The sequence below is a fragment of the Dolichospermum sp. UHCC 0406 genome (assembly GCF_009712025.1).
Lineage (GTDB): Bacteria > Cyanobacteriota > Cyanobacteriia > Cyanobacteriales > Nostocaceae > Dolichospermum > Dolichospermum lemmermannii.
Window position 1 is genome coordinate 19753 of the sequence record NZ_VILA01000014.1, and the last position, 14391, is coordinate 34143.

11 protein-coding genes are annotated in these 14391 nt (G+C 37.0%); 6 read left to right on the top strand and 5 right to left on the bottom strand.

Annotated elements, in window-relative coordinates; translation table 11 throughout:
* The first annotated feature begins 395 nt into the window (after positions 1-395).
* The 6 genes from FJR09_RS11115 to FJR09_RS11140 all read left to right on the top strand — a co-directional run bounded on the left by FJR09_RS11115 (position 396) and on the right by FJR09_RS11140 (position 9447).
* The gene (locus FJR09_RS11115; RefSeq protein WP_168654078.1) at positions 396-3422 is read left to right on the top strand and encodes a DUF1574 family protein; all 3027 of its coding nucleotides are present in this window, start codon (positions 396-398) and stop codon (positions 3420-3422) included.
* 75 nt (positions 3423-3497) lie between these two features.
* Entirely contained in the window at positions 3498-4997 is a 1500-nt protein-coding gene (locus tag FJR09_RS11120; RefSeq protein WP_015083106.1) for an MBOAT family protein, read from the top strand.
* A 173-nt stretch (positions 4998-5170) separates the two neighbouring features.
* Positions 5171-6253, top strand: a complete 1083-nt coding sequence (psbA, locus tag FJR09_RS11125; protein WP_015083105.1) for a photosystem II q(b) protein — start codon at positions 5171-5173, stop codon at positions 6251-6253.
* A gap of 124 nt (positions 6254-6377) precedes the next feature.
* Positions 6378-6902: a Ycf51 family protein gene (locus FJR09_RS11130; protein ID WP_015083104.1), complete on the top strand. Its 525-nt coding sequence runs from the start codon at positions 6378-6380 to the stop codon at positions 6900-6902.
* A 164-nt stretch (positions 6903-7066) separates the two neighbouring features.
* Complete coding sequence (locus FJR09_RS11135; protein WP_015083103.1) at positions 7067-8245, top strand: iron-containing alcohol dehydrogenase family protein; 1179 nt, start codon at positions 7067-7069, stop codon at positions 8243-8245.
* On the top strand, positions 8242-9447 hold the full coding sequence (locus tag FJR09_RS11140) for an aspartate aminotransferase (protein WP_015083102.1): 1206 nt from the start codon (positions 8242-8244) through the stop codon (positions 9445-9447). The genes FJR09_RS11135 and FJR09_RS11140 overlap by 4 nt, the downstream gene beginning before the upstream one ends.
* Positions 9448-9523: 76 nt before the next feature.
* Here FJR09_RS11140 and FJR09_RS11145 read toward each other — a convergent pair whose 3' ends face one another.
* The 5 genes from FJR09_RS11145 to FJR09_RS11165 form a co-directional block, all read right to left on the bottom strand.
* Complete coding sequence (locus tag FJR09_RS11145; protein ID WP_168653374.1) at positions 9524-9919, bottom strand: type II toxin-antitoxin system VapC family toxin; 396 nt, start codon at positions 9917-9919, stop codon at positions 9524-9526.
* Positions 9920-9923: 4 nt separating this feature from the next.
* Positions 9924-10178, bottom strand: coding sequence for a hypothetical protein (locus FJR09_RS11150; protein WP_015083100.1), 255 nt, complete (start codon positions 10176-10178; stop codon positions 9924-9926).
* 44 nt (positions 10179-10222) lie between these two features.
* Complete coding sequence (locus tag FJR09_RS11155; RefSeq protein WP_168653373.1) at positions 10223-11614, bottom strand: hypothetical protein; 1392 nt, start codon at positions 11612-11614, stop codon at positions 10223-10225.
* A gap of 207 nt (positions 11615-11821) precedes the next feature.
* Entirely contained in the window at positions 11822-12157 is a 336-nt protein-coding gene (locus FJR09_RS11160) for a hypothetical protein (RefSeq protein WP_168653372.1), read from the bottom strand.
* 378 nt (positions 12158-12535) lie between these two features.
* On the bottom strand, positions 12536-14391 hold a 1856-nt coding region (locus FJR09_RS11165; RefSeq protein ID WP_168654079.1), incomplete at its 5' end, for a CHAT domain-containing protein.

The window sequence follows — 14391 nt, forward strand, 5'->3', positions numbered from 1 at the left end:
AATTAGTAGACGTTTATTTAGTCATCTTCAGATGACTTTTGCTATGAGACTGGGAATTTATTCCCAGGCGGGCTACGGTATATTACATCAATGTTAACAGTAGAAAAATATAGCAGGAAACGGGGAAAAAGGTTAAAACTATTTTGGTGTCTGATAGCACCGCATAATGTTGGTAATGTTTTATTTATCCCTTGCAGAAGGTATTGACTCCTTGGCGCAGCACCCATACTCCTGATTTCTAAACTCTTCATATAAGACTATCTTTGTCAATTTTGCAAGCTGCAAAGGTAACAAAATTGTTAAAAAAAACGGCAAAATGTGATAATTCTATGATTCTAGTTGACAAGTACAGCCGAAATTCCCCAATACAACCTTGCTGTTAAATTCCACCGCCCATGAAAACAGTATTACTTGATAATCGTCAAAATTCCTTAGTGCAATGGGTAAGCCAAGCAACAGGTATAAATACTTTTGGGGTAAAAGTCCGATTGCTAGGTAATGACCTACATATTCTCTGTGAAAGCGTTGAATGTCCACAACGTTGGCAAACCTTATCGGAGTTACTGCAAGCGCTACAGCAAACCGATATAGATACCCTTACCAATGACGAACAACCGTCAATATACCAGATATTAATTTATGGTCGAAAAAAAGGGGAACACCGCCCCGAATGGTGTCATCGGGTGTACTTGAATCAACTAGAGCAACATTTAGAACAGGTAGAACAGTCACTATTATCACAAACAGAAACGCCTATAAACCCCGGTGGCTCGTTAATTATCTCTAATGAGAGTCTGGCACGCCAGGGAGATGCCGATGCCATTGCTCGCTATTTGAGCGAACATCTCAGCCATTTAGGGATAGCAATACAGGTAAAAATTCAACCCTCTCCGGCGAAAAATAACTTTCAGATAGTCGTTAATCGTCTGTGGGTATTTTGTCAGTCTAGCTATAGCCCCGATCCATTATTACTGGCAAAAACGGTAGCCCAAAAGCTCAGATATTTGCAGCTTGTTGGTTATCAGGATGGGATCATTGTAGCCCAAGTTCGCGGGGAAACCGAGCCAGATTGGCGGGTAAGAGTAGATTTAACACCTCCAGAACTGATGTTAAAAGAATGGGCGCGGTGGGGAGATGTGCAAGCGATCGCTAAAATATTAACAGAGGAATTATTAGGCTTCAAAATAGCACTACAAACTTCTCTCAAAGAATCTACCTTATACATATTTTGTACTCCAGCTTTTGACCCCTTAGAAACCGCCCCTGCACCAGATAAAGAAACCGCGCTACAGTCCATTGTCCCCCTGCTAGAAAATATTGCTCCTCAAGCTATTATCTCAGCCGCCATATACGGACAAAAAACAGCGGATAAAAAACCAATTTGGATAGACTGGGTATCTTTACCAGCATCTCAGCATCCCGCTCTAGTGACATCTACCTGGGAACTTGCCCGTACAGGTGATCAACCAGCAATTATTTTTTTACTAGAGCAGTTGCTTAATCCTGACCTAGATTGGCGATTGAAAACAGGTGGTATTCGGGTATTACTAGTTTGCAAAGAATATTTATTACACATCATGTGTGATGCTCCCGTTTGTCCCACACGCCATCAAGTTTCTCGGAAAGTAACTCAATTTATCCGCCAACTGAAAATTCATGGTATTACAGGTGTCCGTGTTTATGGTCGTCGTGCTGGTGATAAAGAACCCGTATGGCATCATGGAGTTGATCTAGAAGAACGTTCTCGATTAGTCCCCGAAGCAACACCAGAATTTGCTGCTACATCAGAATATGTAAATTCCCTGATAATCGGTGAAAACGGTGAAGAAATTTTGCGTCCCGATTTAACAAATACAAAAGTACAAAGTTTTATCAAAGAAAAAACAAAAAATTGGTTAACAAATACCAATGAAATCATCAGAAATTTACTTTTAAACAGTCAACTATTTACATCATCTAATCAAGAAATAGATGAAAATCCCGATAATCAAGGAATTAGAAGTGGAATGATTTGGCTGGCATTAGGATTACTTCTCGCATTACAAAGTGATTTCATGTTAGGCTATGTTGTCGCCCATACTATTAAGAATTCACCAAAAGCTACTAATAATACTATTTCGCCCTTATCCTCACAAGCCCAAGCATCTTTACCATTACCAAATAATCAGAAAACATCATTTTTCAATCAATCAGGAACAACCGAATTACCTAATAATAATCAAGCTGCTTTTAATGCTTCTGAATTTATCAATGAAAATGGTTCTCAATCAGAAAATTTACCAGCCGCACCATTAAAAGAAAAAGCTACAGCGATTTTATTAGCAGCTAGATCACAAATGCCCAGTTTTAATGCTAGGCAATTAGATGAACAATTAGCCCTCTATAAACATCGTTTAAACACCAAAAAACGCCCACCAGATGTGTTGATTATTGGTTCTTCTCGCGCCCTTAGAGGAGTTGATCCTGTTGCCCTTTCTAAAGCTTTAGTCACCCAAAATTATAGCAATATTGATATATTTAACTTTGGTATTAATGGAGCAACAGCCCAAGTCGTTGACGTTCTTATCCGTCAGGTTTTAAAACCTAAAGAATTGCCAAAGGTGATTTTATGGGCAGATGGTTCTCGCGCCTTTAATAATGGCAGAGAAGATATTACTTTCAAGGCAATTGAAACCTCACCAGGATACAAGCAAATATTGCAAAAAGCCAAAACAACAGTCAAAAATAATGAAGTTCCTCATAACCCAGAAAATGGAAAAGAAAAAATTAGTAGTAAACCTAAGATAGAAGATATTAGTATCTATCAAGTCGCTAACGATTCGTTAAATCAGTCTGTAGTTAATTTATCTGCTAGTTATAAAAACCGTGATCAAATTAAAATTCTTCTCCAAAAACAACTTCAATATCTACCTTTTAGCTATCAAAATCCCCCGATTAAATCAAAAATTAATCTCACCCATGATTCTGAAATAGACAATAATTTTTCTGTCCCCGGAGTTGATTTTGATGGATTCTTACCTTTGTCTATTCGCTTTAATCCCAGTACATATTATCAAGAACACCCCAAAGTTTCTGGAGATTACGACAACGATTATAAATCTTTCCAATTAGCAGGTAAACAAGATCAGGCATTCCATTCTATGTTAGAGTTTACCAAAAATAATAATATCTCCCTTGTCTTTGTCAATATGCCCCTTACTTCAGATTATTTAGATCCTGTACGCACAAAATATGAACAACAGTTTCAAGAGTATTTATTAAGCTTTACCAATCATCCTCAATTTATATATCGTGATTTAAGTCAGCTATGGCCAAAAGCAAATGATTACTTTTCAGATCCTAGTCACCTCAATCGCTATGGTGCTTATGAAGTATCAAAAAAACTGGCTATAGATCCAATGATTAGCTGGCCAACAAAGTGATTAAATAGGGAAGAGAAAAAAATACTTATCTTCTTTCTTCCCAATCACAAATTCAAAATCATAAATTAATCAAAAATGAAATTTATATCAATTTTTTACGGGCTGTTTTTGTTGAGTGTTTTAGGAATCTACTGGACTGTTAATTTAGCAAATATAAGATTATGGATACTGCTAATAGCCAGCCTTGTTTTCTACGCATCTTTGCACATTCAATATTTACCATTACTTTTAGCACTAACTTTTATTAACTTCCGCCTAGGTTTAGAAATTGGCAGCAATACTTCACCAGGAAAGCATTCTCAAAACTGGAATTTATCTAACGAAGAACGGCAATTTACCCAAGCTGACTGGAATCAACGTCGTCTCAAAGTATTGTCGATTGGTATAGGTTTTAATGTTTTTATTCTTTTAGGTTCTAAATACATAAATTATTTCCTAACTTTAGTTTTTAATCAGCCGACAAATTCACCAGAATCATTAATTAAGTTAGTTGCACCTTTAGGAATTTCTTTCTTTACATTTGAATGTATTGCTTATTTAATAGATGTTTATCGTGGCGCTACTGCTACTACTAAATTTATCCAATTTGCCACATATAAATTATTTTTTGCCAAACTAATTTCTGGGCCAATTACTCGTTACCATAATTTAGCAATTCAATTTGATACCCTAAGATTTCCCAGCATTGATAGAGTTGCTGAAGGACTGTGGTTAATTGCTAGAGGTGCGGTTAAAAAAGGTATTTTCGCTGATAATTTGGGTATATTTGTGGATTTATGCTTTGGTAACTTACAAAGAGCAGGTAGTACAGATTTGTGGTTAGCTACCTTTGCTTATGGCTTGCAACTATATTTAGATTTTAATGGTTATGTTGATATTGCTCGTGGTAGTGCTTTACTATTTGGTTTAGTTTTACCGGAAAATTTTGATTTTCCCTATTTCAGTACCAGTATTGCCGATTTTTGGCGACGCTGGCACATCACATTGGGTGATTGGTTGCGTAATTATCTTTATTTTCCTTTAGGTGGTTCTCGACGTGGATTAATGCGTACCTGCGGAAATTTATTAATAGTAATGCTAATAGCTGGTATCTGGCACGGTTCAGCTTGGGGTTTTATTATTTGGGGTGTATTGCATGGTGTCGCTTTAGCTGGGCATCGTCTCATTAGTGTATTAAGCGATCGCTTGACAATTCTTAAATCTTTTTGGCAAAACCCGCTAGGAATAATTTTTGCTTGGTTTTTGACACAAATCATGGTTTTTACATCTTGGATTTGGTTTCGTCTCCCCAACCTCCAAGACTCTGCTTTAGTTATTCAACACCTTTGGGGTCATGGGGGTGATCAACAATTTTCCGCAAAGGTCTATATAGAAGCTCTAAATATGAGTCAATATCAAATTTCTTATTTGCTGCTCGGCATAGCTTTGCTGATGAGTATTTCTTATGCTTTTAAAAGAGAAATGAAATTAGAGTTTAGCTGGCCAATTAAAATTGTTTTTGTCCCCTTATGCTTTTATGCGGTTTGGTTACTAGCGCCTGAAGGCAGTTTACCTTATATATACTTTGATTTTTAGGAGTGAATTTGCGGCTGCAATTTCTGTAAACCTCATTACATTAGGAAAACATATAACTGATATAACTAATACTAATTCTAATTATCTTTACAAATTTAAACTTATCCTCTAATGTTGTATACAGGTAGGCAAAACCACCTACCAACATCATAAGAAAATAAAGCAATTATAAAATGACCACAACCTTACAACAGCGCTCAACCGCTAACGTATGGGATCGCTTCTGCGAGTGGATCACCAGCACCGACAATCGGATTTATATCGGTTGGTTTGGTGTATTAATGATCCCTACCCTGTTAGCCGCTACTACCTGCTTCATCATCGCTTTCATCGCTGCGCCTCCCGTTGACATTGACGGTATCCGTGAGCCAGTTGCAGGTTCTTTGATCTACGGAAACAACATCATCTCTGGTGCAGTTGTTCCTTCCTCTAACGCTATTGGTTTGCACTTCTACCCAATCTGGGAAGCAGCTTCCTTAGATGAGTGGTTGTACAACGGTGGTCCTTACCAATTGGTAGTATTCCACTTCTTAATCGGTGCAGCTTGCTACTTAGGCCGTGAGTGGGAACTTTCTTACCGTTTGGGTATGCGTCCTTGGATCTGTGTAGCTTTCTCTGCACCTTTAGCAGCAGCTACCGCAGTATTCTTGATCTACCCAATTGGTCAAGGTTCATTCTCCGATGGTATGCCTTTGGGTATCTCTGGAACATTCAACTTCATGATCGTGTTCCAAGCTGAACACAACATCTTGATGCACCCCTTCCATATGTTGGGTGTAGCTGGTGTATTCGGTGGTTCTTTGTTCTCTGCAATGCACGGTTCTTTGGTAACTTCTTCCTTGGTTAAGGAAACAACTGAAACCGAATCTCAAAACTACGGTTACAAGTTCGGTCAAGAAGAAGAAACCTACAACATCGTTGCAGCCCACGGCTACTTCGGTCGTTTGATTTTCCAATACGCTTCTTTCAACAACAGCCGTCAATTACACTTCTTACTAGCTGCATGGCCAGTATTTGGTATTTGGTTCACCGCTTTGGGCGTCAGCACAATGGCGTTCAACTTGAACGGTTTCAACTTCAACCAATCCGTCATTGATTCTCAAGGTCGCGTTATCGCTACTTGGGCTGACGTAATCAACCGCGCTAACTTAGGTATGGAAGTAATGCACGAGCGTAACGCTCACAACTTCCCCCTAGACTTGGCTGCTAGTGATGTTGCTCCTGTTGCAATGAGCGCTCCTGCAATCAATGGTTAATAATTAAAGCTTTGTTAATAGCTTAATTACAGAATCACCCTCCAGAAATGGGGGGTGTTTTTGTTTTGTGTAAAAATCTGGTGTTGCTGATAGGTAAGATGGTAATATCCGTAATTAAAACCTTATGCCCAGTACCGCTAATTTTCTCCAATATACCCAATGGTCAGGTATTGCGACAATAGTATTTGCAGTCCTGACAATCTTAGCTTTCATTCTTAAATGGGGCTTTCGCTTTCGACTGGTGGGTGCAACTGGCTTTATGCTGGTACTGACAGGGGGATTATTTTCACTTTCCCTCGTTCCCCTGAGTCGCACAATTATTCCTGGTGCTGTCAAGTACAGCCTAGTTTATGATAACGGTTCTAACCAAACAGTAATTGCCGTCGCACCAGAAATTACTCCCACAGAATTAGAAGCAACTTTACGTCAAGCAGCTAGTAACCTTTATTCCTATGGTCGCTTAGGTACTGGTGGTAGTAAGGAAATGATAGTTCGCGCTCGCACTATTATCCACCCAGAAATAGGGTTATCTGTACCGCTGTACTTGGGTCAAGTAAATCGCACTTTGGTCAGTCGTGAAGACCCAGAAATGGCGGTAGAAGTTTATTTAGATAAATTTGCTTCATTACCAAAACCCACTGCTTTATAGGTAATTGGTAATTGGGAATGGGTAATTGGGAAGAAAAATATTCTCCTCTTCCCCCTGCCCCCTGCTTCTTTCTTGTTTGCACATTTTTTGGTCATCTATCATACAATAAAGATTATTTTAAAATTTGATTAAGAAATATCAATAGTTTTGGCAAAATCAAGATCATGCCTAATCAACATTCTACTGAAACTTTGTCCACTCAAACCTCTAGTTCATTTTTCAGCCTTTCTGTTTCCCCTGGGAAAGTAATTCGCGGTGCGGGTGTGTTGTCAACCGTTGCGGGTGAAGTTGCTAATTTGGGAACTCGTCCCTTAATTATTGCTGGAAATCAGACTCTCAATCTGAGTCAAGAGAGTTTACAATCTCTTTGCCAATCTCCAGAATTACATCCTTTGTCAGTTTCCTATGGTGCTGATTGTTGTGAAGCTAGTTTGAAAGCCTTACGCAAAGCCGCTAAAGAACATAAAGCTGATCTGATTATCGGGATTGGTGGTGGTAAAGCCCTGGATACGGCTAAATTAGTCGCCCACCAATTGACATTACCAATTGTGACAATTCCCACTTCTGGGGCTACCTGTGCGGCTTGGACTGCTCTTTCTAATGTCTATTCAGAAACTGGGGCGTTTTTATATGATGTGGCTTTATCTCGCTGTCCTGATTTGCTGATTTTGGATTATAATTTAGTTCAGACTGCACCTCCAAGCACATTAATAGCAGGAATTGGGGATGCGATCGCTAAATGGTATGAAGCATCAGTGAGTAGTGGGCATTTGCAACAAACTTTAATTATTGCTGCGGTTCAACAAGCGCGAGTTTTACGCGATATTTTATTGCAAAAGTCTGCTGCTGCGTTACAGTTTCCGGGTGGGGAAGTTTGGCAAGAAGTTGTGGACGCAACTGTACTCCTAGCTGGAGTAATTGGGGGACTTGGTGGGGCGCAATGTCGCACAGTCGCTGCCCATGCAGTTCATAATGGCTTAACTCATATTTCTGGACATGGGAGCATTCATGGGGAAAAGGTCGCTTATGGTATCCTGGTACAACTGCGGTTAGAAGAAATGATCCAAGGAAATCAATTAGCAGCGTCAGCAAGACAACAATTGTTGAAGTTCTATGCAGAGATTGGACTACCCCAAAAATTAGCAGATTTGGGATTAGGTAATATTACTCTGGGTGAGTTACAAACAGCAGCGGAAATTAGTTTAGAACCTAATTCTGATATCCACCGTCTACCGTTTAATGTAGCGTTGGAACAATTGATGGCCGCAATGGTTTCTACCACTGCACCAATAGATATTAATCGTGTTTCCACCAGGGGAATAAGTGACGAGGTGAAGGAATGAGTTTGAGTTGGATTTCTCCCGCAGAACGGATACAAAAATTGCCGCCTTATGTGTTTGCCCGTTTGGACGAATTAAAGGCTAAGGCTAGAGAACAAGGGTTAGATTTGATTGATTTGGGTATGGGTAATCCTGATGGACCTACTCCCCAACCAGTGATAGAAGCCGCAATTGCAGCTTTGCAAAATCCCGCTAATCACGGTTATCCTCCATTTGAAGGAACGGCTAGTTTCCGTAAGGCGATTACTCAATGGTATAATCGCCGTTATGGTGTTACCCTTGATCCTGATAGTGAGGCTTTACCCTTACTCGGTTCTAAGGAAGGTTTGGGGCATTTAGCGATCGCCTATATTAATCCTGGTGATACTGTATTAGTACCTTCACCATCTTACCCTGTGCATTTTCGTGGACCGATTATTGCTGGGGGAGTTATCCATAATTTAATTCTCAAGGAAGAAAATAATTGGTTAATTGATTTAGCAGCTATTCCTGAGGAAGTAGCTAGAAAAGCGAAAATCCTCTATTTCAATTATCCTAGTAATCCTACCGCAGCCACAGCCCCCCGCGAATTTTTTGAGGAAATTGTGGCCTTTGCACGGAAGTATGAAATCCTTTTAGTCCATGATTTATGTTATGCAGAATTAGCTTTTGATGGTTATCAACCCACTAGCTTGTTAGAAATTCCTGGTGCTAAGGAGATTGGTGTCGAGTTTCACACACTCTCTAAAACCTATAATATGGCAGGTTGGCGCGTTGGTTTTGTTGTCGGAAATCGTCACGTTATCCAAGGTTTGCGGACTCTGAAAACCAATTTAGATTATGGCATTTTTTCGGCTTTGCAAACTGCGGCGGAAACAGCTTTGCAACTTCCTGATTCTTATTTACATGAAGTGCAACAACGTTACCGCGTTCGTCGAGATTTTTTAATAGATGGTTTGGGTAAATTGGGGTGGAATATTCCCAAAACTGAAGCGACTATGTATTTGTGGATAAAATGTCCGGTGGGAATGAATTCTACAGATTTTGCTTTGAACGTTTTACAGCAAACTGGGGTGGTTTTGACTCCTGGAAATGCCTTTGGTGTGGGTGGTGAAGGCTATGTGAGAATTAGTTTAATTGCAGATTGCGATCGCTTGGGTGAAGCTTTACAAAGATTCAAGGAAGCAGGTATTTGCTATCAATCGGAAGTTTCTGTTTCTGCGTGATAATTAAGGTGATATGGGATAGGGGGAAATTACCAATCACCTGAAATCTGTTTAAATTTATGATAATCAGGAATTTTTATGATTTTAACCAGTTTTCTAAGATCAGATTAGTAATATTTTCAAAATCACGAGTATTATCAGTTACTAAAATGTAATTTTGAGAAATAGCCACAGCAGCAATTAAAGCATCTAATTGTCCAGTAGGTTTTCCAATTTTTCTAAGTTCATTTTGAATTTTTCCAAATTCAATTGCGGCTTTTTCATCAAAATCTATCATCGCTAATAGATTAGCAAACTTCTTTAAATTATCTAAATTACGTTCGACTTTAGTTGAACAATAAACTCCTTTGTACAATTCTGCTAAAACTAAACTAGAAAGATAGCAAGATTGATATTTTTCATGAAACTGTGATACAACATTTTCATTAGCTTTAAGTATCGCAATACAAATATTAGTATCTAGCAAGTACATAATTTTAAATATCTAAATTAATTTCACGTCCTAAATCTTGATGACGTTCCTGATTAATGATATCAAAAATTTCATCAATTTCTGGATTATCTTTCCATAAACCAATAACAGCTTCTAATTCTGGCCATTTTGGTTGTTTAATTATTAAGTTATCTGGTATTTCTATAGAAATTTTTACTCCATCAGGTAGAAGAATTTTGTCTAATATTTGGTCTAATAATTCTATGGTGTTACCTTTGATAATTCCTTGTATTTTCATGATTTATTCCTTCATTAAATATCTAAGTTATAATTCATTGTAACCTACAATTTCCGCTTTTTTATCCATATACCCAACATAGCTAGAAGAGTACATACTATAGTAGCAATAATGCTTAAAACTAAAGATGCTAAAAAGGGATTTTTTGGTAATAAAGGTAGATTGATTTTATCAATGTGTTCAACTATGACACCGGAAACTATCGCACCTCCACCCAAACCTATACCTAATATTTGTACTGTTCTTTCTAAAGAGCGATCGCTTTTAGCTTGTTCTATTTCTACTATACCACGAATTGAGTTAATGGCTTGATCTAATAATTGTGAACCATGTTGAAAATAGCCTAAATCGGCTTGAATTTGCCGTTTAAAGGTGACACAATTCTTATTTAGGAAAATTTCTAGAAAATCTAGATTCTCACCGTTTAAATTATGTTTAATTTGTGCTAATTTATCGCTATAATTATCTGCATTAATCACAATTGTATTTTGGGAATCTTCTAAACTTAAAAGTAATCTGGTATATTCAAGTGCTAATCTAGGAAACGCTCTTAACTGGTTTTGTAATTTCTTTAAATCCTTTCTGGTTATATCTTGATTGTTTTCCAGTTCGAGAATTTTATTAACTTCAGATTCTATATCTCTATACTTTTTATCTAAGTCTTTATATATAGCCCGACTGTCTTTATAAGCTTTGATTATCTTACTATGACGAAAAAACAAATCTAGTAATTCTGAACAAGATTGTTCAAATTTATTTCCAGTTTCTTGTTTTGTAAATAAACAAATTAAAACTTGTTGATATTGACTAGATTGATTTGGTAAACCATATTCAAATATCGGACTACCAAATAATTGACCTTGACGATAAAAAGATGGAATTGTATTTTGATTAGGGAAAATTTGCTTTAAACATTCATCAGCTATTTTTTGATGATCATTTTGAATTTTAGCATTATTTATCCAAGCTGTAATTAAAATAGTTTGTCCCAGAAATAAAGGATTTAATGGTAAAATTAAGCAATTATTGGGATTTAAAAGTTTGAGAAAATCAGTTTCTACATCTTCCGTAGGTTGGTTATTTTCCTGTTCTGGACGACGTAAATTTAACCACAAACCGTAACTATCAGAAATTCGACAAGGATAAGCGAAACCTGTAATTAAAATATCTTGTTGAGGACTTGGGTTAACATTCCCCTCCAAATATACAGCTACTTCATTTTGATCATTCAGAATATCTACTTTATTAAATCCCTCATCTTTTTTAACATCAATTTTTTGACTGAGTTGTAAATCTTGTTTGAGAACTTCTTTAATAATATCATTACCACGTTCCCAGATAAAGTTTAAATCTTTACTATCTATATTATCATCAAAATTTGAGCCTTTATAAAGTTGAAAAGTGAAAACGTGAATATTAGGTGCATATATTTTCATAATTTAGCTATACCAAATACGACTGAAATGTGAATTTTGACAAGATTTAAAAAACAGTTAATTTAAGCCCCGGTAACTGAAAATCGCCGCTACACAAACAAATTCCGCCCGCGCAGACTAAAAATCAAGGATTTGATTTTGTCTGTGTAGACGCGATTTCTAACCACCAGTTTAACTTGTATAATCAACCGATTTATTCATTTTTAATTATGGGTTTTGGGCTGGTGTCTTTTTTTCTTTCAGTTTTTCTACGTCCTTTTGTAAAAGTCGGTAGCGATTTTCTACGGTGTTTTCTTCATTTTCTCGTTTAGTTCTAGGGACTCTACCAATTTCCCTTTCTTCTAAAAAGACTGCATTTCTAACTTTTTCATAGTCAAGATACCATTGACGGATAGCTTCTGCAACTACTTCCGGAGGTTCAGTTTCTATACCAGCGATAGTTTTTTGTAATTCTGTGATAGCATCTAAAGAAACGTCGGAAAAAACATAATCTTGGTTTCTCACGACTTCGGTAAATGCTTGGATAATTTGATTAGCTTCCATAGGTTTAGTTTGTGAATTGATTGATATTTTAGCTGATTTTAACTCGTTCCCAGACTCTGGCTGGGAATGCAGTTTTTCAGGCTCGGCCTGAAGTAAAATGATATAGTGGAGGTAGAGCCTCTGCAATTCATTCCCGGTCAGAGACAGGGAACGAGGGAAAACGCACTCGCATAAACTAGAAAGTCAAAATTTATAAAAATTGATTCTAGGATTAATATAGTCGGTTTTAACCGACTTTAGCTTTTAGACAGAGAATTTATTCTCTGGCTTAAGAATACATCAATTTTCATTAATTTGACACTTACAATCACTGCTAAATCTCTACATGAAATAATACGAAATTTTTGATAATGTTGGGTTTCACTTTGTCAACTCAACCTACATTACAGGAGAAACGGCACAAAAAGCAGCCCAAAAATATGGTTGGTTAAATGGTTGATGTTCGGGTCTACATTGCTTAGATAATGAATTAATAATGTTCTCTTTTTGTTCCTCCTTTATTTCAGTTTTCTGCTTCAACCAATCAATGATTTCTACCTGTGTAGCTTTGCGTAACCATTCCTGGACTGTGTTTAATGCCAATGTGATATCCTGGGAATTATTGGCGATATTTTCATATAATTTAATCATTAAAATAGCGGTGTGAACATCACTCACAGTCCACAAACTGCTAACAATATTAACTGCACCGGCTTTCATAAAACCACTGGATAAACCAATAAATTCATCACTGTTATTTCTAACATCAATTACGCCGGTTTCGCAAGCAGAAAGACAAACAAGATAACATTGAGGGAGATTTAATTCTAAGATATCTGCTAATGTCAAACATTTTGATAAATCAATAGCAGTTTCTTCATTAATTCTCACATAACGAGATGAATATGTTGTCAAAAGTGAAGCATTAACTTCCGAATCAGCAAGTTGTAAAGCTGATTTTAAAGGTGATTTTAAATCAAAACTACCGTGACAAGAAAAATGTAACCATTGGGAATTAGTAAAGTTATTAAATGTAGTAGTCTCCTGTAAATTGGCTTTGCTGGCCTCATTATTTTTGAGGATTTGCTGGGGGTAGAAATTAGCTGCAATTGTTTCCACTTCAGTGTTAGTAAAAGGTAAATTGTTATTAGGATCTTGAATTGCAAATAGGTTACTTAATCTTGTTCTCTCTCCTTCTAGGAGAGAGTTAGAGAGAGGTTCTAATCTTGTTCTCTCTCTTTGTAGAATAGGGTTAGAAAGACGTTCTTTAGCAATATTCAAAAGTTGACAACTGGGTGCATAACTGACACCACCAGGATATTCATCAAATAAATATTCTGAATTTGTAGATAAAGGAATAGCATGAAAAGGTAATAAGTGTAAATAACGGTGGGGAATGATAATTATTTTTTGAATATCCTTTGGAACTTGGGCAATTATTTCATTAATATGGAAAATTTCTGCAAGTTTGGTAAGTTGATCATTTAAATTATTTCGCCATTTGTTACGGTCGGAATAGTAAAGGGTGATATATTCATCATAAACCCAATCTATGAGTTGATCTAAATCTTCCTCTGTAGATTTCCAAATTATTGGTTTATCGTTGTTTTTGGTAATAATGAAAGCCCGGAAACAAGCATTAAAAATGTAAAATTGAATAATTGCAGTTTTCTCATCTAACAGATTTTGAATTTCTGAATATTCAATTGGTGTAAAATCAACCTTTTCAGCAATCAATTCTACTAAATTGCGGGTTTTACTGCGTTCAATATAACTGATAGCTTCCCTTTCTTTACCCAGCACTAAACAAACTTCCACCATGCATACAAAAAGTTGATTCCATTCTTCCGCTTGTTTGCGTTTACTTTCTTCCCCAGAAATAATTTCCCCCCGTATATCTTCAACTGTGACAAGGGCAGATTTAAAGGTATCGTAAGCTAAATCAAACTGTTGTGATTGTTGATAAAGAATACCCAAATTGAATAAAGTTTGAGCATTTTCTACAGGAAAATCGGTGCGGGTATAAACTTCTAAAGCTTGCTGATAAGCTGCAATGGCATTTTCCAGATTATCCGCTTTATCACCCCTGATTCTATTATTGTAGGCAGTCCCCAGATTATTTTGCGTCGTTGCCCAATCTACAGGAAAATCGGTGCGGGTTCTCACTTCTAAAGCTTCATTATAAGCTGCGATGGCATTTTCCAGATTATCCGCTTTATCACCCCTGATTCTATCACTGTAGGCAGTCCCCAGAT